The sequence below is a fragment of the Nocardia sp. PE-7 genome, assembly GCF_030486425.1.
Lineage (GTDB): Bacteria > Actinomycetota > Actinomycetes > Mycobacteriales > Mycobacteriaceae > Nocardia > Nocardia salmonicida_A.
Genome location: NZ_CP129614.1, coordinates 5,579,470 through 5,604,164, shown reverse-complemented (window position 1 = coordinate 5,604,164; position 24,695 = coordinate 5,579,470). Strand labels below are relative to the sequence as shown.

At 68.3% G+C, this 24,695-nt stretch carries 27 protein-coding genes; 7 read left to right on the top strand and 20 right to left on the bottom strand.

What is annotated here, in order from left to right:
* Positions 1-2: 2 nt before the first annotated feature.
* A complete protein-coding gene (locus QX204_RS26330; protein ID WP_301903143.1) occupies positions 3-821 on the bottom strand; it encodes a hypothetical protein in 819 nt (272 codons plus the stop codon).
* 99 nt (positions 822-920) lie between these two features.
* Here QX204_RS26330 and QX204_RS26325 point away from each other — a divergent pair, with 99 nt between their 5' ends.
* From QX204_RS26325 to QX204_RS26305, 5 genes are all read left to right on the top strand, one after another.
* The gene (locus QX204_RS26325; RefSeq protein WP_301903141.1) at positions 921-1,721 is read left to right on the top strand and encodes an LOG family protein; all 801 of its coding nucleotides are present in this window, start codon (positions 921-923) and stop codon (positions 1,719-1,721) included.
* Positions 1,715-2,269, top strand: a complete 555-nt coding sequence (locus tag QX204_RS26320; protein WP_301903140.1) for an LOG family protein — start codon at positions 1,715-1,717, stop codon at positions 2,267-2,269. Before QX204_RS26325 ends, QX204_RS26320 begins: the two co-directional genes overlap by 7 nt.
* Positions 2,270-2,280: 11 nt before the next feature.
* Complete coding sequence (locus tag QX204_RS26315) at positions 2,281-4,047, top strand: long-chain-acyl-CoA synthetase (protein WP_301903138.1); 1,767 nt, start codon at positions 2,281-2,283, stop codon at positions 4,045-4,047.
* Positions 4,048-4,155: 108 nt separating this feature from the next.
* Positions 4,156-5,046, top strand: a complete 891-nt coding sequence (gene folP / locus QX204_RS26310; protein WP_301903136.1) for a dihydropteroate synthase — start codon at positions 4,156-4,158, stop codon at positions 5,044-5,046.
* Entirely contained in the window at positions 5,043-5,981 is a 939-nt protein-coding gene (locus QX204_RS26305; RefSeq protein WP_301903134.1) for a glucosyl-3-phosphoglycerate synthase, read from the top strand. The genes folP and QX204_RS26305 overlap by 4 nt, the downstream gene beginning before the upstream one ends.
* Positions 5,982-6,034: 53 nt before the next feature.
* Here QX204_RS26305 and QX204_RS26300 read toward each other — a convergent pair whose 3' ends face one another.
* The 9 genes from QX204_RS26300 to sigE all read right to left on the bottom strand — a co-directional run bounded on the left by QX204_RS26300 (position 6,035) and on the right by sigE (position 13,230).
* On the bottom strand, positions 6,035-6,469 hold the full coding sequence (locus QX204_RS26300; protein ID WP_301903132.1) for a DUF6640 family protein: 435 nt from the start codon (positions 6,467-6,469) through the stop codon (positions 6,035-6,037).
* A gap of 1 nt (position 6,470) precedes the next feature.
* Positions 6,471-7,064: a TetR/AcrR family transcriptional regulator gene (locus tag QX204_RS26295; protein WP_301903131.1), complete on the bottom strand. Its 594-nt coding sequence runs from the start codon at positions 7,062-7,064 to the stop codon at positions 6,471-6,473.
* Positions 7,065-7,168: 104 nt separating this feature from the next.
* Positions 7,169-8,248: an XdhC family protein gene (locus QX204_RS26290; RefSeq protein WP_301908124.1), complete on the bottom strand. Its 1,080-nt coding sequence runs from the start codon at positions 8,246-8,248 to the stop codon at positions 7,169-7,171.
* Positions 8,249-8,341: 93 nt separating this feature from the next.
* A complete protein-coding gene (locus tag QX204_RS26285) occupies positions 8,342-8,908 on the bottom strand; it encodes a hypothetical protein (RefSeq protein WP_301903130.1) in 567 nt (188 codons plus the stop codon).
* 116 nt (positions 8,909-9,024) lie between these two features.
* Complete coding sequence (locus tag QX204_RS26280; RefSeq protein WP_056813397.1) at positions 9,025-9,882, bottom strand: hypothetical protein; 858 nt, start codon at positions 9,880-9,882, stop codon at positions 9,025-9,027.
* Positions 9,883-10,063: 181 nt separating this feature from the next.
* Positions 10,064-10,483: a Sec-independent protein translocase protein TatB gene (gene tatB, locus QX204_RS26275; RefSeq protein ID WP_301903128.1), complete on the bottom strand. Its 420-nt coding sequence runs from the start codon at positions 10,481-10,483 to the stop codon at positions 10,064-10,066.
* A gap of 33 nt (positions 10,484-10,516) precedes the next feature.
* Positions 10,517-12,049 (bottom strand): S1C family serine protease, encoded by a 1,533-nt coding sequence (locus tag QX204_RS26270; RefSeq protein ID WP_301903127.1) that lies wholly within the window; start codon positions 12,047-12,049, stop codon positions 10,517-10,519.
* Positions 12,050-12,059: 10 nt separating this feature from the next.
* A complete protein-coding gene (locus QX204_RS26265; protein ID WP_056813391.1) occupies positions 12,060-12,428 on the bottom strand; it encodes a hypothetical protein in 369 nt (122 codons plus the stop codon).
* A gap of 139 nt (positions 12,429-12,567) precedes the next feature.
* Positions 12,568-13,230 (bottom strand): RNA polymerase sigma factor SigE, encoded by a 663-nt coding sequence (sigE, locus tag QX204_RS26260; RefSeq protein WP_301903126.1) that lies wholly within the window; start codon positions 13,228-13,230, stop codon positions 12,568-12,570.
* A 370-nt stretch (positions 13,231-13,600) separates the two neighbouring features.
* On the opposite strand from sigE, the gene QX204_RS26255 reads away from it, so the two are divergent.
* Positions 13,601-14,239 carry an O-methyltransferase gene (locus tag QX204_RS26255; RefSeq protein ID WP_301908123.1) on the top strand — a complete coding sequence of 213 codons (639 nt, stop codon included), beginning with the start codon at positions 13,601-13,603 and terminating at the stop codon, positions 14,237-14,239.
* Here QX204_RS26255 and glgC read toward each other — a convergent pair.
* Positions 14,236-15,453 carry a glucose-1-phosphate adenylyltransferase gene (gene glgC, locus QX204_RS26250; RefSeq protein ID WP_056813378.1) on the bottom strand — a complete coding sequence of 406 codons (1,218 nt, stop codon included), beginning with the start codon at positions 15,451-15,453 and terminating at the stop codon, positions 14,236-14,238. The two genes, QX204_RS26255 and glgC, sit on opposite strands and share 4 nt — an antisense overlap.
* 111 nt (positions 15,454-15,564) lie before the next feature.
* Between glgC and glgA the strand changes: the two genes are divergently transcribed.
* Positions 15,565-16,731, top strand: a complete 1,167-nt coding sequence (gene glgA, locus QX204_RS26245) for a glycogen synthase (protein WP_301908122.1) — start codon at positions 15,565-15,567, stop codon at positions 16,729-16,731.
* Positions 16,732-16,791: 60 nt separating this feature from the next.
* Here glgA and QX204_RS26240 read toward each other — a convergent pair whose 3' ends face one another.
* The 9 genes from QX204_RS26240 to QX204_RS26200 form a co-directional block, all read right to left on the bottom strand.
* Complete coding sequence (locus tag QX204_RS26240; protein WP_367620206.1) at positions 16,792-17,613, bottom strand: putative RNA methyltransferase; 822 nt, start codon at positions 17,611-17,613, stop codon at positions 16,792-16,794.
* 5 nt (positions 17,614-17,618) lie between these two features.
* Entirely contained in the window at positions 17,619-17,786 is a 168-nt protein-coding gene (locus QX204_RS26235) for a DUF3117 domain-containing protein (protein ID WP_011211259.1), read from the bottom strand.
* A gap of 106 nt (positions 17,787-17,892) precedes the next feature.
* The gene (locus QX204_RS26230) at positions 17,893-18,525 is read right to left on the bottom strand and encodes a DNA-3-methyladenine glycosylase I (RefSeq protein ID WP_301903086.1); all 633 of its coding nucleotides are present in this window, start codon (positions 18,523-18,525) and stop codon (positions 17,893-17,895) included.
* Positions 18,522-18,842 carry a DivIVA domain-containing protein gene (locus QX204_RS26225; RefSeq protein ID WP_301903084.1) on the bottom strand — a complete coding sequence of 107 codons (321 nt, stop codon included), beginning with the start codon at positions 18,840-18,842 and terminating at the stop codon, positions 18,522-18,524. The genes QX204_RS26230 and QX204_RS26225 overlap by 4 nt, the downstream gene beginning before the upstream one ends.
* Positions 18,843-18,879: 37 nt before the next feature.
* Positions 18,880-20,016: an Mrp/NBP35 family ATP-binding protein gene (locus QX204_RS26220; protein ID WP_301903083.1), complete on the bottom strand. Its 1,137-nt coding sequence runs from the start codon at positions 20,014-20,016 to the stop codon at positions 18,880-18,882.
* Positions 20,017-20,340: 324 nt separating this feature from the next.
* Complete coding sequence (locus QX204_RS26215) at positions 20,341-21,204, bottom strand: lytic transglycosylase domain-containing protein (RefSeq protein ID WP_301903082.1); 864 nt, start codon at positions 21,202-21,204, stop codon at positions 20,341-20,343.
* Positions 21,205-21,300: 96 nt separating this feature from the next.
* Positions 21,301-22,605, bottom strand: a complete 1,305-nt coding sequence (locus tag QX204_RS26210) for a lytic murein transglycosylase (protein WP_301903080.1) — start codon at positions 22,603-22,605, stop codon at positions 21,301-21,303.
* Positions 22,606-22,786: 181 nt separating this feature from the next.
* Positions 22,787-23,377 carry a DUF1003 domain-containing protein gene (locus tag QX204_RS26205; RefSeq protein ID WP_301903078.1) on the bottom strand — a complete coding sequence of 197 codons (591 nt, stop codon included), beginning with the start codon at positions 23,375-23,377 and terminating at the stop codon, positions 22,787-22,789.
* The gene (locus QX204_RS26200) at positions 23,374-24,681 is read right to left on the bottom strand and encodes a magnesium transporter MgtE N-terminal domain-containing protein (RefSeq protein ID WP_301903076.1); all 1,308 of its coding nucleotides are present in this window, start codon (positions 24,679-24,681) and stop codon (positions 23,374-23,376) included. The genes QX204_RS26205 and QX204_RS26200 overlap by 4 nt, the downstream gene beginning before the upstream one ends.
* Positions 24,682-24,695 lie beyond the last annotated feature (14 nt).

The window sequence follows — 24,695 nt, the reverse complement described above, 5'->3', positions numbered from 1 at the left end:
GCTCACCAACCATCGGTGAACAGGGCGGCCAGGCCGGGGACCGGGTTCGACGCGTTGGTGGTGTTCGCTACCGCGACGACGACCATGACCAACGCGAACAGTGCCGAGAGGGCGCCGAACCAGGCGAGGACGCGGCGGGAGCGCCGGTCGCGAGACCCCACGGACGCGCGCCACAGCAGGGCGCACGCCCCGAGCAGGAGAACGGCCGTAACGGCGGCGAGCGCGGCCATCACCTCGTGGTAGCGCGCGAATTCGTCGATCATCACCTCCAGCGGGGGCACCCTGGTGCCGTCGGCCAACCGCCGGTCGACCTGGGCGATGACCTCGACCGGGGCGGAGTCCTCGCCCAGCACCATCGGCAACAGTGACGCGAACGGCGTCACCGCGCCCTGCGCATTGGCCAGCACCAGCACCAGCGAGCACAGGGCGAGCACGGTGGCCAGACCACCGGACACCGCGAAGCCCACCCGTGAGCTCAGCGAAGCCTGGCCCGCCGCCACGAACGCCCGCCAGAGCCGCACGGCGAGCGCGACGAGCACGGCCAGCAGCATCGCGGCGAGTACCGCTTTGACGAGGTGGTAGCGGTACCAGTAGTCGACGACCTGCGTCAGGTCGGCGGTGAATTCCCGGTTCCCAGCGTGCCAATACTCGACGAAGGCCGTGCGGAACGCTCGTCGGAGATCGTTCTCGTCGCGCAAGCTCACCTCGGCGCTGTTCGCCAGCAGGCGCGGAGCGACGACGAACGCGGTGATCAGGGCGCCGGCCATGGCGACGAGCGCGACGAGCACGCGACCGGAACGTGCCGCGGTGGCAGGGGACACGGGAAATCCTTCGGCTGGATCGAGGACGCGGATGGCCGTGGGTCGGCCGATCTCGAAGTGCGCGCCCGTGACCGGAATCCAACACAGTAGGTTGGGGTCATGTCTACCGATTCCGCTGATGAACAGGTTGGGAAGGTCAAACCGAAGTTCCGTGGTCCGGTGATGTTCCGCCGGGAGCGCAAGCCCGGTGTGCGGACCGCCGACCGGAACCTGCTCGATACGCGGCAGGACAGCGACTGGGTGCACACCGATCCGTGGCGGGTGCTGCGGATCCAGGCCGAGTTCGTCGAGGGTTTCGGCGCGCTCGCCGAGATCCCGCCCGCGGTGACGGTATTCGGCTCGGCGCGCACGGGTCCCGACCACCCCGAGTACCTGGCGGGCCGGGAGATCGGCGCGGCGCTCAGTCGGGCGGGCTTCGCGGTGATCACCGGCGGTGGGCCCGGGGCGATGGAAGCGGCCAACCGCGGTTGCTCGGAAGGGGGCGGCTACTCGATCGGGCTCGGGATCGAGCTGCCGTTCGAGCAGGGGCTCAACGACTGGGTGGATCTGGGGATCAACTTCCGGTACTTCTTCGTCCGCAAGACGATGTTCGTGAAGTACTCCCAGGCCTTCGTCTGCCTGCCCGGTGGTTTCGGGACCCTGGACGAGCTGTTCGAGGCGCTCACCCTGGTGCAGACCCGCAAGATCACCCGCTTCCCGATCATCCTGTTCGGTACCGCCTACTGGTCCGGGCTCGTCGACTGGCTGCGCAGCTCCCTGGCCGGCTCGGGCAAGATCTCGCCGGAGGATCTCGACCTGATCCAGCTCACCGACAGCGTCGACGAGGTCGTGCGGATCATCCAGGGCGAAACCGGCGACCACGCCGATATCGAGCGCCTCGGCACCGAGGACAAATGGTGAGCTATTCCGTGTGTGTCTACTGTTCGGCGAGCACCACCGATCCCGACCTGATCAGCCTCGCCGCGCGCGTCGGCACCGAGATCGCCCGTCGCGGTTGGCAATTGGTCTCCGGTGGTGGTCACGTGTCGATGATGGGCGCGGTCGCCACCGCGGCCAGGGCCGGTGGCGCGCACACCATCGGCGTGATCCCGAAACATCTGGTGCACAAGGAAGTCGCCGATGTCGACGCCGACGAACTGCTCGTCACCGACACGATGCGCCAGCGCAAGCAGCTGATGGAAGCGCGCGCCGACGCGTTCCTCACCCTGCCGGGCGGCATCGGGACCCTCGAGGAACTGTTCGAGACCTGGACCGGCGGCTACCTAGGTGAACACGCCAAACCCGTTGTCCTGCTGAACGCGAATGGCTTCTACGACGGCCTGTTCCACTGGATCGACGGACTGTCCGAGCGCGCCATAGTGCCGCGGGCAGCACGTGACCGACTCATCGTGGCCGCCGACCTGCCCACCGCGTTCGCCGCGCTGGAACCGGCCGCGCCCGCACAGTAGGAGAGATCGACGTGAGCAATGACGCACGCGACACGGTAAGCGTGTTCGACCTGGCCAAAGCCCTGCCCGGCATGGCGCTCGACGCCCCCGGCATGCTGCGCAACGCGCGCGGAATGCTGGTGGGGCCCAAGGACAAAGCCTCGATCGGGCTGTATTTCCAGCGGGTCGCCCACCGCAGGCCCGACCGGGTGTTCCTGCGTTTCGAAGGTCGTTCCTACACCTACCGCGCCGCCAATAGTGAGGTGAACCGTTACGCCGCGGTGCTTTCCGCGCGCGGAGTGACGCGCGGCGACGTGGTCGGCGTGCTGATGACCAACCGGCCCGAGACGCTGTTCACGGTGCTGGCCGTGCTCAAGCTCGGCGCCACGGTGGGGCTGCTCAACTACAACCAGCGAGATCAGGTGCTGGCGCACAGCATCGGGCTGCTGGGCAGCGTGCTCAATGTCGTCGGCGCGGAGTGCGCCGAGGCGCTGGATTCGCTGCCAGAGCCGGCGCGGAACGTGCTCCCCGCCGAGGAGTTGGACGAGTCGGCCCGCACCGCAACCGATTCCGACCCCGCCACGTGTGCGCGGGTCCGGGCCGGGGAACGGGCGTTCCTCATCTTCACCTCCGGCACCACCGGTCTGCCCAAGGCCAGCGTGATGACCCATCAGCGCTGGACCAAGAGCATGTCCGGCCTCGGCGGGCTCGGCGTCCGGTTGCGTGCCGACGACGCCCTGTACTGCTGCCTGCCGCTCTATCACAACAACGCGCTCACGGTCGCGCTGTCGGCCGTGCTCGCGGGCGAATCGACCTATGTGCTCAGCCGCAAGTTCTCGGCGTCGGGGTTCTGGGACGAGATCGCGCGCGAGCGGGCCACCGCGTTCATCTACATCGGCGAGCTGTGCCGCTACCTGATCAACCAGCCGGTGCGGTCCGGCGAGCAGGGCAACCGGGTCCGGCTGGCCGTCGGCAACGGGTTGCGGCCGGAACTGTGGGACGAGTTCCGGCGCCGGTTCGGGATCGGCCGGGTGGTCGAGTTCTACGGGTCCAGCGAGGCGCCGCTGGCGTTCGTCAACGCGTTCGGCGTCGACCGGACCGCCGGACTGTGCCCGCTGCCGTACGCGGTCGTCGAGTACGACGACGAGACCGGCCACGCGCGGCGCGGTCGCGACGGGAAGCTGCGCCGGGTGCGGTCCGGCGGGGTGGGCCTGCTGCTGGCGAAGGTGAACAACCGGCAGCCGTTCGACGGCTACACCGACAAGAAGGCGTCGGAATCCAAGCTGGTGCGCGACGGCTTCAAGAAGGGCGACTGCTGGTTCGACACCGGCGACCTCGTCCGCGATCAGCACTTCTGGCACATCGCGTTCGTCGACCGGCTCGGCGACACCTTCCGGTGGAAGGGCGAGAACGTGGCGACCACGGAGGTCGAGGGCGCGCTCGGGCACGACGAACGCGTCGATCAGGCCGTTGTCTACGGCGTCGACATTCCCGGTACCGACGGAAAAGCGGGCATGGCGGCGATCACCCTGGCCGACGACGCCTCGTTCGACGGGAAGGCACTGGCCGCGACCGCCTACCAGCGACTGCCGCTGTACGCGGTCCCGTTGTACGTGCGCGTGGTCGCCGAACTGGAGCAGACCTCGACGTTCAAGAGCCGAAAGGTGGAATTGCGCAAGCAGGGCTACGCACCCGACTCGGACGGTGAGCTGTATGTGCTGTCCGGTCCGACAGATGGCTACATCCCGGCTTACGACGGATACGCCGATGACGTCGCCGCCGGTCGAGCCCCGCGCTAGCAAGGTAACGTCTGATTTCGCATGAACATCGGTAACTCGTCGGGTACGCCCGGACCTCGACCAGAGAACGAACCGCCTGCCCGGAGCACAAGCAGTCGCGGTTCCGAGTTGTCGGCGGAAACCCAGGGCAGGCGCGACGAGCGCACTTTCTGTGGGCGCGAGGTGGCGACGGATCGCGCGTTGGTGATGGCGATCGTGAATCGCACGCCGGACTCGTTCTACGACCGTGGCGCCACGTTCAGCGACGAGGCCGCGATGGAACGTGTCTCGCGCGCGGTCGACGAGGGCGCTGATCTGGTCGACATCGGCGGAGTGAAGGCGGGGCCCGGAGTCACCGTCGACGCGGCCGAGGAAGCGCAGCGGGTGGTGCCGTTCGTCGCGGCGATCCGGGCGAAGTATCCGGACCTGTTGATCAGTGTGGATACCTGGCGAGGTGACGTCGCGCGGGCCGCGGTCGCCGTGGGCGCCGACTTGATCAACGACACCTGGGCCGGTGCCGACCCCGATCTCGTGCATGTCGCCGCCGACACGGGCGCGGGCATCGTCTGTAGCCACACCGGTGGCGCCGTGCCGCGCACCCGCCCGCATCGTGTCCGCTACGCCGATGTGGTGGCCGAGGTGACCGCCACCGTCGTCGCCGCGGCCGAGAATGCGGCGGCCGCGGGGGTGCGAGCCGATGGCATCGTGATCGATCCCACTCATGATTTCGGCAAAAACACCTATCACGGGCTCGAGTTGTTGCGCGGAATCGACGGTCTTGTAAAAACCGGATGGCCAGTGCTGATGGCACTGAGCAACAAGGATTTTATCGGGGAGACTCTAGGGGTAGGTCTTACCGAAAGGGTCGAGGGCACACTGGCGGCAACCGCATGGTCGGCCGCCGCGGGCGCTCGGATCTTCCGGGTTCACGAAGTCGCCGAAACCCGTCGGGTCGTGGACATGATCGCCGCGATCCAGGGCATCCGGCCCCCCGCACGAACTCTGCGAGGTCTGGCATGAAAATCCAACACCGCGAGCCCGCCTGGGCCACTACCCACACATGGGACACCCCTGAATGGACGGTCGGCGAGCTCGTCGCCGCCAAGGAGGGCCGCACCGTCTCGGTGGTGCTGCCCGCGCTGAACGAACAGGACACCGTCGCCGCGGTCGTGGCCAGTATCCGGCCGCTGCTCGGCACGCTCGTCGACGAACTGATCGTGCTGGACTCCGGGTCCACCGACGCCACCGCCGCACGCGCACGCGCGGCGGGCGCCGAGGTGATCTCACGCGAGGAAGCCGTTCCCGAACTCGAACCGGTCCCCGGCAAGGGCGAGGTGCTGTGGCGGTCGCTGGCGGTCACCACGGGCGATCTGATCGCCTTCGTCGACTCCGACCTGATCGACCCCGACCCCGACTTCGTGCCCAAGCTGCTCGGCCCGCTGCTGATGATGCAGGGCACGCACCTGTCCAAGGCCTACTACCGCCGCCCGCTGCGCCAGGGCGAGTCCGTCGACGCGAACGGCGGCGGGCGAGTCACCGAGCTCGTCGCCCGTCCGCTGCTGGCCGCCCTCCGTCCCGAACTGGCGCAGGTGCTCCAGCCGCTCGGCGGCGAATACGCGGGCACCCGCGAACTCCTCACCGCGGTCCCCTTCGCTCCCGGCTACGGCGTGGAAATCGGCCTGCTCCTCGACACCTACGACCACATGGGCATGGACGCCATCACCCAGGTGAACCTGGGCGTGCGCACCCACCGCAACCGCCCGCTGTCCGACCTGGGCGTGATGAGCCGCCAGATCCTCGGCACCGCTCTGCGTCGCAGCGGAGTCCCCGACTCGGGCGCACCGCTGACCCAGTTCCCGTTGATCGAGGGCGAATTCATCGCCCATTCCACCGCGGTCTCGCTCGAAGACCGACCGCCGATGAAAACCCTTCGGCCCGAACAAGTCGCGGCATAGTCGTCCACATCGGGCGTCGCCTCGGTCGGTGGACCGGAGCGGCGCCCGCTGTGTCAGTTCCGGCGGCAGGCGCTGAGCGCGGCGGCAGTGGCCAGCACTGCCAGCAGGATGACCGCCAGCAGCACCTGCGGGTGCAGGCCGATGATCGTGGTGTCGGCGAACTCGGGATCGTGAACAGCGGTGCCGGGGAACAGCATCGCCGCCAGCAGGCCGAGCCACGGCGTAGCCAGGATCGCGCAGGCCGTCCACACGCGTGAGCGGTCGCCGCCATCGCGCCGGAGCAGCAAGGTCAGCGCCAGCACGCCCAGCAGGATCGACATGACGATGTACTGGGCATCGTGGAATTTCGCGTGCGGCGGCCAGGCGTCGTTGCGCAGGTGCTGAGCAGCGCCCGCGGGGATGACGAAATCGGCCAGCAGAGCACCGAATACGGTGATGATCGCGACGAGGACGGCGAGAACGCGCGGGGCGGACAGGGTTTTGGTCATGTCACGGGGTTCCTTGCTGGGGTGCGTGTTTCGAGGCGTGGCCGCGCAGGAAGTCGTCGAGGACCGCGCGCACGTAGTCGAGGTCGAAGGTTCGATTGGCGACGAGTCGCCGGAAGAACAAGGGACCGTGCAGCTGATCGACCGCGAGGTCGACATCGAGTTCGGCGGGTAGTTCCCCGCGGGCGACGGCCTCGGTCAGCGTCGTGCGCACCGCCCGGGTGCCCGACCGGTACAGCGCTTGCTTCACCTCCGCGAATTTCGCGTCGACGGCGGCCCTTTCGATCATCACCCGCATGCCCTGCTCGGTCGCCGGTTCGTGCAGCATCGCGCGGGTGGCGGTCAGCGCGGTCAGCAGATCGGCTCGCAGATGCCCGGTCGGCTGAGGCTGCGCGAGAGTGATGTGGCGGGTGACGGCGGCGCGGACGAGATCGGTGGGCTCCGGCCAGAGTCGGTACAGCGTGGCTCGGCTGATCCCGCTGCGCGCCGCGACGGCCCCGTGCGTCAGCCCGGCCAATCCCTGCTCTATCAACAGCTCTCGCGCCGATACGAGCGCGGCATCACGACTGCGCACCGTCCGCGGGTCGGGAGGTCGCACGAACACTCCCTTCGGACAATCTGTTTCATAACTTCGATACAAACTGTATCGAAGTTATGTGCCGGTGAACAGATGCTCCAAGGGGAGGAAGTGGCGAGCGGGACCTAGTCCGGGCGGCGGTGGATCGGGCCGTCCAGATCTGCCAGGGGTCGGGCTGTGGCGCTTCCTCGGGTGGCGAGGATGTGGGCGAGGATGGAGATGGCGGTTTCTTCGGGGGTGTGGGCGGCGAGGTCGAGGCCGAGAGGGCTTCGGACGCGGGCGATATCGGAGTCGAGGAGTCCGGTGTCGCGGAGGCGGGCGGTGCGGTCCGCGTGCGCTCTGCGGGAACCGAGAGCGCCGATGAAAGCCAGGGCGGGCAGGCCGAGTGCGGTGGCCAGGAGGGGAACGTCGAATTTGGGGTCGTGGGTGAGGACGCAGAGGACGGTGCGCTCGTCGATGCGGCCCGCGCGCTGTTCGGCCTCCAGGTAGCGGTGCGGCCAGTCGATCACCACCTCGTCGGCGGCCGGGAAACGGGCTGGGGTGGTGAAGGTTTCGCGGGCGTCTACGACGGTGACGTGGTAGCCGAGGTTCGCCGCGGCGACGGTCACGGCGCGGGTGTAGTCGTTGGCGCCTGCCAGGATCATCCGGGCGGGGGAGCGGAAGACCTGGACGAAGGTGCGGGGGCGTGCGGCCTGGGCGGGGGTGCCGTCCTGGGCGCCGATGAGTCCGTTGTGGCCCGCGGTGAGGAGGGCGGCGGCGTCGTGGTCGAGGCCGCGCCATGGGGCGGTATCGTCGGGCCGCAGGAGTTTTCGGTCGGGGATGGACTCGAGGGTGGTGGCGTAGGCGACCGGGCGGTGTGCGTCGAGTGCGGTGTGGAGGGCGTGCAGGACGGGGAGGTCGTCGTGGTCGAGGCGTTCGACGAAGACTTCGATCTCGCCACCGCACGGCAGGCCGACCGTGAGTTCATCGGCGGCCGCGAACCGCTCGAGGCTCGCCCGGCCGTCGAGCAGGACCTGGCCGGCGGCAGCGAGCACCGCCGACTCGACGCAGCCGCCCGACAGCGAACCGAGCACGCGCCCGTCGCCCGTCATCGCCATCGCGGCTCCGGTTTCGCGCGGACCCGCACCGGTCCGGTCGACGATCCTGGCCAGTGCCACGGCCTGATCGGGGAGCAGTTCGAGAATCTGCCCGAGGAGATCACGCATCACGCATCGGCCTCTCCACGGTCATCATCGAGGCGTTGTGACCGTTGGACCAGCCTAGCTATCGTCGAGCATTTCGCGCGCGGCGAGAAGCTCTCAGTCGAGGATCTCGCGCTGCTGCAGGCCGGCGGGAATCGTGCCGGCGTGGAAGAAGTCGCGGAAGATCTCCACCGCGTTGTCGGCGGTGAACACCTCTTCCGGGTAGACGTAGGTGTCCTCGTCGCCGTGCGGGAGGTACACCGTCGGGAGACCGAGTCGACCGCCGGGTAGTCCGAGGGTGAAGCGCCGGGTGACGTGATCGATGGTCGTGCGCAGTTGCAGAGTCATCGCGTCCGCGGAACCGGCGCAGCCGAGCGAGAGATCGCCGCGCGCCGAACTCACCGTCGTGGTGACCTCGGTGGCGGGCACCGGCTCGGGTAGCACGGTCAGATCGAGCGCGTAGCGCTGATGGCCGTCCATCCGCCGCAACGGGCGTAGAAAGCTGTCCACGTCCTCGTGCGGGCCGATGAAGACCTTCAGGCGATCGCTGTAGGTCACACGATGGGTGGTGACGATGACGTCGCCGGTGGTCGATTCCGCGTCGAAGGGCGGAACGGGCCCTGGATGGCCTGCCGCGTGCACGGGCAGAACCCGGCATGCGCTGGCCTCGGGAGACGAGAACATGTGATGCTCACCTACTCACACTCGGTTACTCGCTAGCAATCTAACCATCGCGGGCGACTTGTGATCCATAACAGTACAGTGATGCAGATCACTGAGCGCGGCGAGTTTAGTTCAGTCTATGGACGAACCCGGGTCGTAGCCAACTTTGGGTCTGTTTCATGGCGGTATACCGGGGTGAGTAAATCCGCATCGACGGGTTCGCCGGTGGCGCGGTCGTACCGGACCGCGATGAGGACCGAGAACAAATGACTGCTCGCACGTTCGTGCAGCGTCGCCAAGCGGGTCGCCAGCAATCGGATCGCACCCAGTGAGCCGGGCGGATGCAGGCCGTCGATCAGCATGATGCTGCCGCGCCGGTCGGGCCGGGGGAGCCGAGCCAGGTAGGCGATGTCGTGCGGTTCGGTGCCGCCGGGCCGATAGACGCGGCGAGCGGCCCTGTCCTCGATGCCGCGCCGGGTATCGCCCGCTCTGGTGACGGTCCGGCGCAGGCGCGGATCCGCCACCACCAGTTGGCGCAGGCTGGGGGAGAGTTCGGGGCCGCCGAGAATCACCAGCCCGTCGCGATTGAGGTCGATCGGTCGGCCGGGCATGAACGTCTCGACGTTCGCCGCGAAGCCGAGTTGTCGCAGCAGTTCGGCCAGGCGCTGCGCGGCCTGGGGGTCCGGTGCGCCGAGGAGTCGGCCGGAGCGGACTTCCGGGGCGAGCACGGTCAGCGTGCCGTGCCCGAAGAACAGTCCTTCGGGCACGGGGCCCTGCGTGCTCACCTGGTGGATGCGCGCACGCGAGAGTCCGGCGGCGGCGCCGATCCGGGCGAACGTCCAGCCGTCGGCATGGAGTTCTCGGATCACGGCTCGCCGGATCCTGGTTAGTTCGTTGATGGTCTGCTGGGCAGCCGCCACCCCGTCGGTGGCTGCTTTGAGTCGCTCGACCTTGTCCTCGATCGCGAAAACTCGTGCCACGTCATCGGCCGACATGTGCGAAGTCTAGACAGCTCGACAGCGTTGTGTGTCTATAACGATTGACATCGAACTGTCTTGCGACACAACAGTCTCGGATGCGATTTGTCGGCAAATCGCACAGAAGCGAGGTCGCCGCCGCAGAGTTCGTTCAGCGCGATCTCGTAGCAAATGCCGACCGTGCGGTGTGTTCGGCGATCTACGTCGCGTCGTAGTCGACCGGGGGACGCTCGTTGTTATCCAGCGGCTTCGGCAGCGGGGGAGCCGACGGTGTGGCGGGCATGCCGCTGCTGGTGCCGAACAGTTGCTTCTTGTCGGGCACCGCGCTCTCCAGATCGCGCAGCACCGAATCGTCACCGCCGAGCAGGTGCTTGGTGACCACGGCCCTCGGGCTCATGCCACGCAGCTCGTTCAGTTCGGCGAGCGGCTTGCGCAGATCGTCGAACTCCGGTCCGAGTTCCTGCTTCAGCTGAGAGGTGGCGCCGCTGGCGTAGTCGCGCGCCTGGCGCAGCGCGCCTGTGGTCCAGCGGACGGCGCCGGGCAGTCGCTCCGGGCCGAGGATCACGAGGGCGGCGACGAGCAGGATCATCATCTCGCTCCACCCGATGTTACTGAACACGAATCCAGGTTACCCGGCGCGCGCGTCCCCAGGTCAGTCGGATTCGAGGGTGACCGGCACGTCCACCTGCCTGCCATCACGGATCAATTGCACGTTCACCGTTTCGCCGATCTTGCGCGACTGCACGGCGACGACCAACTCGTCGGGCCCGGTGACCTCGCGGTCGCCGATCTTCACGACCACGTCGCCCTCGACGATGCCTGCCTTGTCGGCGGGGCTGCCCGGCGTCACATCGGCGACGGCGGCGCCGCTCATCACCTCGTTGGCGACGGTCTTGGTGCGCGCGCTCAGGCCGATCACCGGGTGGTGCATCTGGCCGTCGCGGATCAGGGTCTGGGTGACGGCGGTCATCACGTCGACCGGGATGGCGAAGCCGAGGCCCACCGAACCGCCGGTCTCACTGCGGATCGCGGTGTTGATGCCGATGACGCGGCCCTGCATGTCGACCAGCGCGCCACCGGAGTTACCCGGGTTGATCGCGGCGTCGGTCTGTACGGCGTCGATCACCGCGTTGGTGTCGCTGCCCTCGCCCGCGAGCTTCACGGGGCGGTGCAGGGCGCTGACGATGCCGGAGGTGACGGTCTTGCTCAGTCCCAGTGGCGAACCGACCGCCAGCACGTCGTCGCCGACCTGCACATCCGCGGACTTGCCGAGATTGGCCACCGTGAGGTTCTTTGCCTCGACCTTGAGCACCGCGAGGTCGGTCTTGGGATCGCGCCCGACGATCTGCGCGGGCACCCGGGTGCCGTCGGAGAACTGCACCTGGATGGCGGCCCGGTTGGACTTGTCGGTCGCGGCCATCGAGATCACGTGGTTGTTGGTGACGACGTAACCGCCGCCGTCGATCACCACGCCGGAACCGGTCGCGCCGTTGTCGCCGACCGTGGCTCGGATCGAGACCACCGAGGGCAGTACGGCATTGGCGACCGCGGCGATCTGGCTGTGTGGGGTCTCGACACCCGCGCTCTGATCCAGGGTCACCTTGCGCGAGGTGAGCGTGGACGCGGTCTCGGCGGTGACCCGCCCGACCAGTCCGCCCACCACGGCGATGCCGAGGGCCAGCACGGCCAGGATCGCCAGTGCCTTCGGCGCCACCCGCGAACCGAACAGCACCTCGCGAGCGCTCAACTTGTCCGCGACGGGCAACCGGGCAGGCGGGGGAGTGTCGACAGCGGGCGCACCGAGCCGGGCAGCCGCGTCGGGATCGCGCCACGGGTCGACCGGACCCGCGACGACCGTCTTCGGCTCGTCGGCGCCGGGCTCGCGCTGCAACAGCTCCGAGGAGCCCTCCGGCCGGGCGAACGCCTCGGCGAGCACGCCGTCGGGCGGGCGGGCGACGATGCCTTCGTCGGCGCCCTTTCCGGCCACGCGCTGCGGGTCGTGTGGTGCGAACGAACCGGCTTGGCCGTTCGGGCGGCGGAACGCGCGCGCGGTGTGGCTGTCGATGTGCGGCCGGTAGACCGGGCGCGGCCCGAGGCTCGGTGCGTCCGAAGGGCGCAGCGTGCCCCGCTTGTCCCCCGAATCCGAGTGGTCGGCCGATCCGGAATTCGTCGATTCGCCTGTCACGTCGCAGACTCTACTTGCGCCGCCACGTTGTCCACCGGGTCGCGGTGAAGGAATCTGTGATGAATCCGAGAAATGCCTCGTTACGGCGCTGCGGTTCGGGCGCGTTGCCGGGGAGGTCGGCCAGCGGAATGCGCGAGAGGCTGTCGTGCAGACTGCGTGGAATCGCCACCTCGGCGGCCCGGCGCAGCGCGATGCGCGCCTGCTGCTGGGCATCGACCTCGGCCGCGCATTCGGGGCAGACCGAAAGATGCTGGGCGGCACGCAGATAGGCGTTCATCCGCAGTTCGCCGTCGACGAAAGCCGCGACAGCCTCACTGGCCAGGTGCTCGGTGGGCTGAAAGCGCGGTGGGCGACCTGCGGCACTAGGTTCCACGCTCATGCCTGCACCTCGCTGGCGCTCGGCTCCGGCATGACCGTGGTCACGGCTGTGTTGGTCTGCCGCTCGCTTCGCTCGCTCACCCGGGATTCTTCCTTCCGACCGACATCAACCGAGAGCCCCCGGTGACGTCGAACTCCCGTCACAACGATGGGGCTTCAGCGGAGTACCGCTGCTCACTTCCATTATGCGCAAGGTACTCGCGCAATGCCTGACGCCCGCGATGGATCCGGCTTCGCACGGTGCCCAGTTTCACACCGAGCGTCGCGCCGATCTCCTCGTAGGACAGACCCTCGATGTCGCACAGCACGACCGCGGCGCGAAACTCCGGCGCCAGCGAGTCGAGTGCTTTCTGCAGGTCGGGGTCCAGGCGGGAGTCGTGGTAGGCGTCCTCCGGGGTCGGGCCTTCGGCGGGTACCCGGTCGTAGTCCTCCGGCAGCGCTTCCATGCGGATGCGGTTGCGACGGCGGACCATGTCGAGGAACAGGTTGGTGGTGATGCGGTGCAGCCAGCCCTCGAACGTGCCGGGCTGGTAGTTCTGCAGCGAGCGGAAAACCCGGATGAAGGTGTCCTGGGTGAGGTCATCGGCGTCCTGGGCGTCGCCGGAGAGGCGGTAGGCCAGGCGATAGACCCGGTCGGCGTGCTCACGGACCAGTTCGTCCCAGGAAGGCATGGCAGCGCGATCGCCGGTCGCGTCGAAAGCGGCGGTGCCGGTGAGTTCGGCCTCGAGTTCGTCGGCTTCCGCCGTGAGGAGATCGGCGGGCAGAGTCTGGTCGGTGGCGTCTTGACGCGCCGTGTCTACCATCGTGATGGGACACCTCCTACTCGGGACCGCTGGCACGAAACCTGGCTGGTCCGGATCAGCGAACCTTGCTTACCGACAATCAACCAGCAACTGTGTGTGGTTGTTCCCGAGTCTCATGCCCGCCGCGATCGGCTGGCCTTGCGTAGGGCAACTATTTCCTGCCCTGATATGGGTCAGGTGTGGAGATCCTGAGTGTGACCTGAGAATTCTGGTCGAACTCGACCCTAGTCGTGTCGCCAACGGAGAACCAGCAGTTCGGGGGCTGTTGTGACCGATCCGCAAACTTCCGGCAATTGTTCGGGATCTGTGCGACACAGTGTCGGATCCGTCCCTTTGCTGAATACACATACCCCCTCCGTGGCCTAGCCTCATAGCTGTGGCATCGAACGTGGAGCGGAACCTGGCCTATGTGGAGGAGTCCGTCGTCGAGGACGAGGTTCTTCTCGAAGCGCGCGAGCGGGCCACCGAATTGGGTGCCGCGCCGGTGCCCCCGGCGGTCGGTGCGCTGCTGAGCATGTACGCGCAGATGCTCGGCGCGCGCTCGGTCGTCGAGGTGGGCACCGGAGCGGGCGTCAGCGGGCTGTGGCTGCTCGACGGGATGCGTGAGGACGGGACGCTGACGACGATCGACTCCGAACCCGAGCATCAGCGCGCGGCCAAGGAGGCGTTCCGGACCGCCGAGATCACGCCGTCGCGCACGCGACTGATCAACGGACGCGCGCTGGACGTACTACCCCGCCTGGCCGACGGCTCCTACGACCTGGTCTTCATCGACGCGGCACCGATGGAACACCCCAATTACGTCGAACAGGGTGTGCGGCTGCTGCGCGAGGGCGGCGCGTTCATCCTCAACAACGCGCTGCTCGGCGGGCGCGTTCCGGATCCGGAACAGCGTGACCCGGCCACACAGGCCGTGCGTGCGGCGACTCGTGCGATCGCGGAAAACCCCGAGCTCACCAGCATTCTGATCCCGATCGGTGACGGGTTGCTCTGCGCGTCGAGGGGCTAACCGACCCAGATGCCCTTGCCGACGGTGACCACACCGCCGTTGCTGACAGCGAAACGCTCGCGGTCGCGATCGAGATCGAGGCCGATGATCTCACCCTCGCCGACCACCACGTTCTTGTCCAGGATCGCGTGGCGCACCACCGCGCCACGCCCGATCCGCACACCGGGCATCAACACGCTGCCCTCCACCGTGGCGCCGTCCTCGATCACCACGTTCGAGCTGAGTACCGAATTGCGGACCGTGGCCGCCGACAGGATCGAGCCCGCCCCGACGATCGACTCCTGGGCGAGCCCGCCCTGGGCGAACTTCGCGGGCGGCAGGTTCTCGGCGGCGCCGCGGATCGGCCAGTGCTTGTTGTAGAGGTTGAACACGGGGTGTACCGAGACCAGGTCCATGTGCGCCTCGTAGAAGGCGTCGATGGTGCCCACGTCGCGCCAGTAGCCGCGGTCGCGTTGGGTGGCACCGGGGACGTCGTTGTCGGCGAAGTCGTAGACGGCGGCCTGGCCGGCGGCGACCAGCGTCGGGATGATGTCACCGCCCATATCGTGGTCGGAATCGGAGTTCTCGGCGTCGGCGCGGATGGCGTCGACCAGTACGCGGGTGGTGAACACGTAGTTGCCCATCGACGCGAACGTCACGTTCGGGTCGTCGGGGGTGCCCGGCGGATGCGCGGGCTTCTCCAGGAACTGGGTGATCTTGCCGGACTCGTCGGTGTCGATGCAGCCGAACGCGCTCGCCTCGGCCCTCGGTACCCGGATGCCGGCGACGGTGACGCCCGCGCCGGACGCGATGTGGCTGGCCACCATCTGTTCCGGGTCCATCCGGTACACGTGGTCGGCGCCGAACACCACGATGTAGTCGGGGTCCTCGTCGTAGATCAGGTTGAGCGACTGCATGATCGCGTCGGCGCTGCCGGTGTACCAGCGCGGCCCGAGACGCTGCTGTGCGGGTACCGGGGTGATGTACTCACCGGTGAATCCGGACAGCCGCCAGGTCTGCGAGATATGGCGATCGAGCGAATGCGATTTGTACTGGGTGAGCACGCACAGACGCAGGTATCCCGCGTTCACGAGGTTGCTCAACACGAAATCGATCAGCCGGTACGCGCCGCCGAAAGGAACCGCGGGCTTGGCACGGTCGGCGGTGAGCGGAAACAGTCGTTTGCCCTCGCCACCGGCGAGCACGATCCCGAGTACGTGCGGCTGGCTCCTCACCCTGCTCAAAGTACAGGGCCAGCGGGGTTACGGTGGCCCATGTCGACCCGAGGGTCTAATTTGGACCCAGTGAGTGACGGCACCGACAGCGAGCAGATTCCAGCGCAACCGCTGCGAGTCGCCATGCTGACCCGGGAGTATCCCCCCGAGGTGTATGGCGGTGCGGGCGTTCATGTCACCGAACTCACAGTCCGATTGCGGGATCTCTGTGATGTCGCCGTGCACTGCATGGGCGCGCCGCGCGCCGGTGCCGTGGTGCACCGTCCCGATCCCGAGCTGTACGCCGCCAATGCCGCGTTGCAGATGATGTCGGCGCAGTTGCGCATGGCCGACGCGGCGGGCGGGGTGGACGTGGTGCATTCGCACACCTGGTACGCGGGGTTGGCCGGTCACCTCGCCGCCATGCTGCACGGGATTCCGCACGTGCTCACGGCGCATTCGCTGGAACCGCGCAGGCCGTGGAAGGCCGAACAGCTCGGCGGGGGATACCGCCTCTCGTCGTGGTCGGAACGCAATGCGATGGAGCACGCCGACGCGGTGATCGCGGTGAGCGAAGGCATGCGCCACGACGTGCTCGACGCCTACCCCGCGATCGATCCCGATCGAGTTCACGTGGTGCACAACGGCATCGACGCGAGTGTGTGGCATCCCGGCCCGCCCGCCGGTGCCGAGAAGCCGGTGCTGGAGCGGCTCGGGGTGCGTGCCGACCTGCCGATCGTGTCGTTCGTCGGACGGATCACCCGACAGAAGGGTGTCGGGCATCTGCTCGCCGCGGCCGCCTCGTTCGACCCCGATATCCAGTTGGTGCTGTGCGCGGGCGCGGCCGATACCAAGGAGCTCGAGGTAGAGGTCGCCGCCGCGGTCGACGGATTGCAGCGGCGGCGCGGCAACGTCTTCTGGGTGAAGGAGATGCTCCCCGCCGAGCAGGTCCGCCAGATCCTGTCCGCCTCCTCGGTATTCGTGTGCCCGTCGGTCTACGAACCGCTCGGCATCGTGAACCTGGAGGCGATGGCGTGCGCGACCGCCGTCGTGGCCTCCGATGTGGGTGGGATTCCGGAGGTGGTCGTCGACGGGGGCACCGGCCGCTTGGTGCACTACGACCCGGAGGCGACGGAGGAGTACGAGCAGGGGCTCGCGGCCGCCGTGAACGACGTCGCGGGGGATCGGGCGCTCGCTGTGCGCTACGGCGAGGCCGGGCGGGCGCGGGCGATCGCGGAGTTCGACTGGGCGCGGATCGCTGAGCGCACGCTCGAGGTGTACCGGAGCGTGCTGCGCTAGGGCCCGGTTGGGCCGCAGAGCGCTCGGTGGGGGCGCGCGGCCTCAGCGTGACGAGTGCGGTCAGCTGCGAGGTAGGTAGGTCGACACGGTTACCGAGGCCGTCACCTCGGTGATGTCGGGTAGGGCGGCGATGTGGGGATCGTCGGCGGGGGTGCCGTGGAAGGCCGACGGGCCCATCGCGACGACGTTGGTGACGTCGGGGCGCGACAGCTTCATCGGGAACTCGACGAGGGTGTGTTCGGCGCGGGTGAAGGCGCCGGACAGGGAGTCGGCCAGGCGGCGGTCCTTGTCGGGGTCGACACCGACCATGCCGAGGGGGCCGATCAGCTCGCCCAGATGACGAGCCGTGGGCGTGACGACGACGAAGCGTCCGCCCGGGGTGAGCACGCGAGCGACTTCGGCGGGGTTGCGCGGGGCGAACACCGAGAGCACGCCGGAGACGGCGTCGTCGCGCACCGGCAGGCCGCGCCAGGCGTCAGCCAGCACGGAGCCCATGTGGGGGTGCGCGCGGGCGGCTCGGCGGGCGGCGGGCTTGGCCACGTCCAAGGCGATGCCCAGGCCGCCTCGGTGCGCGTCGAGCACCTCGGCGAGGTAGTAGCCGGTACCCGCGCCGATCTCGAGCACCGTGTCGGCGGTGTCTACGGCGTGAGCGATCGCCGCGGCGATCGGGGCGAAATGGCCCGCACCTTGAAAGGCGGCGCGGGCGTCGAGCATGTCGGCGGTATCGCCGGTCATCTTCGTCGATGCGCCGGTCAACAGCCCGACATAGCCCTGACGGGCGATGTCGAAGCTGTGGCCGGTACCGCATCGCAGCGCACGATCGTGCGGTTGCAGTGCATCGCCGCACTCCGGACAGGCCAGAAGTGCGGCGACCTCGGTCAGCGCATTCAGCTGGTGACGCTCTTCAATTCGTCACCGAGCGCCGCAGCCTCGTCCGGTGTGAGTTCGACGACCAGACGCCCGCCACCCTCGAGTGGAACCCGCATGACGATTCCACGACCTTCCTTGGTTGCTTCGAGGGGACCGTCCCCGGTACGGGGCTTCATGGCCGCCATCCTCTGCTCCCTCCAGATCTGCGCGGTGGTTCTGCGCACTGTTTTCTCGTCTGCCGGTTGTCGCCAACCAGCGGGCTCGCCGGGTGTTCGGCGGGCCACACCGGTCCTATTCTTCCCTATTGCCGTCGCGGGCGGACACCTGAGTACGAAATGTGACTGCTGAGTCGGTTCCGTTCGGTACCGCGCCCACCCAGCAAACGTCCAGGTGATCGTCCACCATGCCGGTTGCCTGCATGAGGGCATACGCCGTCGTAGGGCCGACGAAAGCGAACCCGCGACGCTTCAATTCCTTTGCCAGAGCAATGGATTCAGATGTGGTCGCGGGCACATTCGCGATCGAGGTCGGCCGTGGGCGTGGCGCGGGTGCGAACGACCACACCAGCTCGTCGAGACTCATCGGCAGGTCGCGAGCAACCCGGGCGTTGTTGATCACCGCGTCGATCTTGGCGCGGTTGCGCACGATGCCGGCGTCGGCGAGCAGCCGCGCGCGGTCGTGATCATCGAATTCGGCGACCTTCGCGATCTCGAAACCGGCGAACGCGGTGCGGAACGCGGGACGCTTTCGCAGGACGGTGATCCATGCCAGCCCCGACTGGAAGGCCTCGAGGCAGAGTCGTTCGAACATCGCGTCGTCGCCGTGCAGGGGCTGACCCCACTCGGTGTCGTGATAGTCGCGGTACAGCTGCGAGCCGGTCGACCAGTCGCAGCGAACGAGGCCGTCGTCGGCGAGCTCGCTCACGTGCGATCCTGGCCCGCCGCCACCTGCGCCTGCCACTGCCGAGCCTGCGCCAACTCGAGCTCGAGTTCGTCGATCCGGTCGGCCAGCCTGCCCAGCGCCCAGTCGACCTCACCGGCCTTGTACCCGCGTACCACCTGCTGGAACCGCAACGCCCGCACATCGGCCCCCGTGACCCCGTCAGCGGGCAGCACCGTAGCCGTGGTCCCCTCGGGCAGCGGCCCGAGCTCCTCGGACCGCCCGAACACCGCACTGGCGACGAGGAACAACATCGCCGCGACCAACCCGACGATGAGCACGTACAGAAGCAGCGTCAGCATGGAAACAGCCTAGGCAACGCCACTGACAAGTCCCGAATCAGAGATGACGGGTGGTGTCGATTCCGAGGGACATGCCTGCCAATCCGCGCTTGCGCACGGCGAGTTTGTCGGCGATGCCGAGCAGCGCGACAGCGGCCGGGTTCTCCGGGTCGGAGAGCACGATCGGGTTGCCGTCGTCGCCGCCTTCGCGCAGGGCCTGCTCGATCGGGATCTGGCCGAGCAGCGGCACATTCGAGCCGACCGCGCGGGTGAGGCGATCGGCTACGACCTGGCCGCCGCCGGAGCCGTAGAGCTCCATGCGCGAACCATCCGGCAGGTCGAGCCAGGACATGTTCTCCACGACCCCGGCGATGCGCTGGCGGGTCTGCAGGGCGATCGCACCCGCACGCTCGGCCACCTCGGCGGCGGCGATCTGCGGGGTGGTGACGACCAGGATCTCGGCGCTCGGGATGAGCTGGGCGAGGGAGATCGCGACGTCGCCGGTGCCGGGCGGCAGGTCGAGCAGCAGTACGTCCAGATCGCCCCAGAACACGTCGGCGAGGAACTGCTGCAGCGCGCGGTGCAGCATCGGGCCGCGCCACACCACGGGAGTATTGCCCTGGGTGAACTGCGCGATCGAGATCATCTTCACGTCGTGGGCGACGGGCGGCATGATCATCCGCTCGACCTGGGTCGGGCGGGCGTCGGTGCCGAGCATGCGCGGGATGGAGTGGCCGTAGATATCGGCATCGAGCACACCGACCGACAGCCCACGCTGCGCCAGCGCCACGGCGAGGTTGGCGGTGACGCTGGACTTGCCGACGCCACCCTTGCCGGAGGCCACCGCGTACACCCGGGTCAGGGAACCGGGCTGGGCGAACGGGATCACCGGCTCGGCCGAATCGCCACGCAGGGACTTGCGCAGCTCGGTGCGCTGCTCATCGCTCATCACGTCGAGGTCGACCGTCACCGCGCCTGCCCCGTTGACGTCGGCGACGGCCTTGGTGACCCGCTGAATGATCTCGGTCCGCAACGGGCACCCGGAGGTGGTCAGATAGATCTCGATGTGCACATCGCCGCTGTCGGCGATGGCGATGGACTTGACCATGCCCAACTCGGTGATCGGTTTGCGGATCTCCGGATCGTCGACCTTCGCGAGCGCCGCCCGCACATCCGCTTCCGTAATCACTGCCATACGCCCGATGTTATCCCCCCAGCGTCAGCGCGCCTTCCGGGGATTCCCAGACGGTCCCGAGGCATCAGCGGGTATCGGCCCGGTTCCGCTCGACCGCCGCCACGAAATCCGGGTGCGCGGAAACGATCAACCGGTCGGCCGTCGCGTTCATCCACACATCCGCGAAGTACCCCGATCGGCTCCAAGCCGGCACCGCCGCCAGCAACGCGATCCACCGGAACCGCCGGACCTCGGACAGACAGTATTCGCAGGCCGGACACGGGAACCTGACGCACGCCTCGGCAGCACGCCGGCGGGTCATCCCCGACCTCGGTGTGACGATTCCTAGTGGATCCTGGGGAGGTCCTGGGGCTTGGGGGCCAGGCCGCTGGAGTAGGAACCCGACCAGGCCATCACGTTGGCGACGTAGGCCATCGAGTTGTTGTAGCGCAGGATCGCCTTGGACTGCTGGGAGAGGTCGCGCATGTTCAGGCCGCCGTCGCAGAGATAGCGGCCCGCGGTGAGGGCGGCGTCGAAGAGGTTCTGGGGGTCGGCGATGCCGTCGGCGTTGCCGTCGGCGGCGTAGCGGTGCCAGGTTTCGGGCAGGAACTGCATCGGGCCGATGGCGCGGTCGTAACCGCCGAGGCCGTCGAGCTCGCCGCCGTCGCTGTCGTGGATGACATTGTTGCCGGAGAGGCTGCCGTCCAGGACCGGTCCGTAGACCGCCTTGATCGGATTGCCCTGTGCGTCGGCCTTGCCGTAGGCATGGGTGGACTCGACGCGGCCGATGCCCGCCAGCAGCGACCAGGACATTCCGCAGTGCGGATCCTCCACGGCCAGTTGCTGTTCGGCGGTCTGATAGGCGGCGACGGCGATGCCGGGAATGCCGAGCGGACCCGCGGGCATATCCGAGGAGACGCGATCGCCCGACAACGCAACGGTTTTCACGACCGGCGTGGCCGAGGCAGACTGGCGAGCCTCCGCATGGGTGACCTCGGCGACATCGGCCAGCGGCGACGCGACCAGATCGGCCCTCGTCTCCGGCTCGGCGCCGGGAAGCAGGTCGTGCTCGACAGCTGCGTTGGTTGCCGGGGTCGCCTCGGTGGCGGCCGCGGTAACGGCCACCAGTCCAGCGGGGACCAATCCGGTCAGTGCGATGAGCGAGCTACGCCGAACTGTCGTAGCTGGCTGTTTCCGATGACGACCCACTGTGTGGTGCCCTCCTCAACCGTGTTGGATGAGAAGAGATTACCGCACCCGAGACCTTTTTGTTACTCCCTTGTGATCTGAGTTTCGGTTTGATTTCTACGGGGCCGGTGCAGGGGCGGGCGGCAGCGGGATGACGATGCCGAACGGCAGCGTGATGCCTGGTTGCTGGGTCGGGGCCACCGGCGCGGGCTCGGCGGGTGCCGGTTCCTCGGCGGGCGCGACACCTGGTTCCGGTGTCTTCTCCGGCGTGGCGGGGACGGGGGCGGGCTTCTCGGTGGGCTCGGCGGCCGGGTTGCACGCGGCGGGCTCGACCACCGGCTGTTCCGGCGCGGCCGGGTCCTTCGGCGCCGCGGCGCCGTAGGTCTGCTCGGCGGGCTTGTCGGCGGGCTTCTGCTCGGGTTCGAGCGGGTTGGGCATCTGCGCGGGCAGCGGCTCGCTCACACAGGTTTCGGGCGGCGCGACCGGCACCGGGCAGAAGATGCCACACGGGATCGGCGGCAGGCCGGGCAGTGTGATCATCACCTGGGTCGGTGTGGTGACCTTCGGCGTGGTCGGCTGCGGCGTGGTCGTGGGGGTGGGTGTGTTGGTCGTCGCGGCCAGCACATTGGGGGCCACCAGCGGGGCACTGCCCGGCGGGATGATCTCCGGCGAGATGGCCACCTGGCTCGGCGCGCCGCCCGTCCGATACGCCGCCGACCAGCTCAGCACGTTGGCCGCGTAGGACATGGAGTTGTTGTAGCGCAGTACCGCTCGCAGTTCCTGGGCGGCCTCGCGCAGATTCATGCCACCCGAGCAGAGGTATTTGCCCGCGGCCAGCGCGGCGTCGAAGACATTGTGCGGGTCCGCGGCACCGTCGCCGTTGCCGTCGGCGGCGTAGTGCACCCAGGTGCTCGGCAGGAACTGCATGGGCCCGAGGGCGCGCACGAAACCGCCGTCGGCTTCCTTGATGATCTCGTTGCCCGGCAGCGTGCCGTCGAGCGCGGGCCCGAAGATCGGCGTCGTCGTCGTACCGGCGGGGTCGGTGCGGCCGCTGCTGGCGTGCCCGGATTCGATCCGGCCGATGCCGGCGAGCAGGTTCCAGGTGAGCCCGCACCCCGGCTGCGCGGTTTCCATGGCCAACTCGGCATTGCGGTAGGCGGCGAGCACGATCTCCGGGATGCCGAGCGCGCCGCTGCCGATGGGTAGCGAGATGCTTTGCAGCGGGACGGTTCCCGCGAAGGGTGCGGCGCTGTTGGCGCTCGGCGAGAGGGCGCGCAGCCTGCGCGGCGCCTCCTGCGCGATCGGCAAGAGACCGACGATTTCGGACGGATCGGTTTCGGGCGTGTCCTCGGCGGTGCTCGCGCTGGCGGCCAACAGGGCCTCCGGCGCGGTAGGCGCGGTACTCGGGTCGCTGGTGTGCACGCCCGATCCAGAGGCGACGAGACCTGCGACTACAAGGGCCGACATCGTTATCGGAGCAGAGATTCGCACGGCCACACCCTTTTCGTCGAAAAGCAGCGGCGCCGCAGAGTCCCCCTCCGGCCCGCCCGGAACAACGTGATCCAGGTTACCTACCAGTCAGGAAGTTGTTGAGCATTTCCGGTCATACGTCTGGAGCGCCTGGCGAAATCGGGGCGGAAGAGGGCGTTTGACCGGAGGTTTTCTTGCGGACCGCTTTCCGCTTTTTGTCCGTCTTCGGCGCGCCGTCGGGCGTGGTGACCGCATCGATGCGGTCGAGGATGTCTTTGATCTCCTCGAGTTCGCGACGCAGGTAGTCGCGGGTGGCGACCTCGCCGACCGCGAGGCGCAGGGAGGCGAGCTCACGGGCGAGGAACTCGGTATCGGCCTTGGTCTGCGCGGCCCTGGTCCGGTCCTCGTCGAGGGAGACCTTGTCCCTGTTGTCCTGGCGGTTCTGCGCCAGCAGGATCAGCGGCGCCGCATAGGCGGCCTGGGTGGAGAAGGCCAGATTGAGCAGGATGAACGGGTACGGATCCCAGCGCAGCGCCACCGCGAACACATTGAGCAGGATCCACACGATGACGATCACCGTCTGGATCGCCAGATAGCGCCCGGTGCCGAGGAACCGCGCCACCCGCTCGCTGGAGCGGGCGAACGCGTCGGAGTCCCAGTCGAAACTGAACCGCGACCCGACCGGGGTCTCCAGTCGTTGCCTGGCCGGATTCTTCTCACTCACGCCGTGCTCCTGTTCGCCGGACTCGTCTCGACCTGGCCGAGCACCGGTGGTTCCTCTTCCCGCCAATCCTCTGGCAGCAGATGATCGAGAACATCGTCGACCGTCACCGCGCCGAGTAGATGGTTCTCCGCGTCGACCACGGGCCCGCACACCAGGTTGTAGGTGGCGAAATAGCGGGTCACCGCCGAGAGCGGCAGATCGGGCGACAGCGGCGCCAGATCACTGTCGAGGATGCCGCCCACCAGGTGCGCGGGCGGTTCCCGCAGCAACCGCTGGATGTGCACGCAGCCCAGGTAGCGACCGGTGGGCGTAGCCGTCGGCGGTCGCACGACGAAGGCCATCGAGGCCAGCGCCGGGGTGAGGTCGGGGTCGCGGACCCGGGCCAGCGCTTCGGCGACGGTCGTCGCGGGACCGAGCACGATCGGCTTGGGCGTCATCAGACCGCCCGCGGTGTCGGGGGAGTGCGCGAGCAGTCGGCGCACCGGCTCGGATTCCTCGGGGTCCATCAGGGCCAGCAGCGATTCGGCTTCGCTCTCGGGCAGCTCGCCGAGCAGGTCGGCGGCATCGTCGGGGTCCATCGCCTCCAGTACGTCGGCGGCGCGGCGCACCTCGAGGTGGCCGAGCAGGTCCACCTGGTCGTCGTCGGGCAGTTCCTGGACCACGTCGGCGAGGCGTTCGTCGTCGAGGGCGAACGCCACCTCGAGGCGACGTTTCTCGGGCAGTTCACGCAACCGGTGCGCGACATCGGCCGCGCGCAGCCCCTCGAACTGGGTGAGCAGGGTCGTCACGTCCTGGCCTGGCCGGTCCACTTCGGCCGGGGTGAGTCCGTCGACCTGCGACCACTCGACAACATGCACCGAGCGCCTTCGCCCGATCCGCCGATGCCCGCGCACCGCGACCCGGCTCACGATCCAATCCCTGGTCCTGGTCTGCTCCATGCCCAGATCGGCGACGAGCACGTCGACGTCGGCCAGGTCCGGCAGATCCGGGTCGTGCACGCGTACCCGCGAATCCACGATCTGGGCCATGGCGAGCAGTTCGCCCGCGCGCTGGGCGAACCGGCGCAGGCTCACGGTCCCGGTATTGAGCGTGACCATGCCCGGCTCGACCGCGGTGACCCGCAGCATCGGCACGAAAATTCGTCGACGGGTGAGCAATTCGACGACGAGCCCGTGCACACGCGGCGGCTGGCGCCCGTGGCGGACGGCGACGACCACATCACGGACCCTGCCGATAGACTCCCCGTCCGGACCCAGCACCGTCAGGCCGGCGAGCCGGGCGACGTACACCCTGGTGGTTGCCATGACCATCAGGCTAT

Coding starts and splice junctions, on each gene's coding strand:
- QX204_RS26280 (WP_056813397.1), bottom strand. CDS start 9,882: ATGTCGGCCGATGACGTGGCACGAGTTTTCGCGATCGAGGACAAGGTC.
- QX204_RS26265 (WP_056813391.1), bottom strand. CDS start 12,428: ATGAGCGTGGAACCTAGTGCCGCAGGTCGCCCACCGCGCTTTCAGCCC.
- QX204_RS26325 (WP_301903141.1), top strand. CDS start 921: ATGTCTACCGATTCCGCTGATGAACAGGTTGGGAAGGTCAAACCGAAG.
- QX204_RS26305 (WP_301903134.1), top strand. CDS start 5,043: ATGAAAATCCAACACCGCGAGCCCGCCTGGGCCACTACCCACACATGG.
- sigE (WP_301903126.1), bottom strand. CDS start 13,230: ATGGTAGACACGGCGCGTCAAGACGCCACCGACCAGACTCTGCCCGCC.
- QX204_RS26320 (WP_301903140.1), top strand. CDS start 1,715: ATGGTGAGCTATTCCGTGTGTGTCTACTGTTCGGCGAGCACCACCGAT.
- QX204_RS26300 (WP_301903132.1), bottom strand. CDS start 6,469: ATGACCAAAACCCTGTCCGCCCCGCGCGTTCTCGCCGTCCTCGTCGCG.
- QX204_RS26235 (WP_011211259.1), bottom strand. CDS start 17,786: ATGGCGGCCATGAAGCCCCGTACCGGGGACGGTCCCCTCGAAGCAACC.
- QX204_RS26200 (WP_301903076.1), bottom strand. CDS start 24,681: ATGGCAACCACCAGGGTGTACGTCGCCCGGCTCGCCGGCCTGACGGTG.
- QX204_RS26225 (WP_301903084.1), bottom strand. CDS start 18,842: ATGCTGACGCTGCTTCTGTACGTGCTCATCGTCGGGTTGGTCGCGGCG.
- QX204_RS26285 (WP_301903130.1), bottom strand. CDS start 8,908: ATGTTCTCGTCTCCCGAGGCCAGCGCATGCCGGGTTCTGCCCGTGCAC.
- QX204_RS26290 (WP_301908124.1), bottom strand. CDS start 8,248: ATGCGTGATCTCCTCGGGCAGATTCTCGAACTGCTCCCCGATCAGGCC.
- QX204_RS26220 (WP_301903083.1), bottom strand. CDS start 20,016: ATGGCAGTGATTACGGAAGCGGATGTGCGGGCGGCGCTCGCGAAGGTC.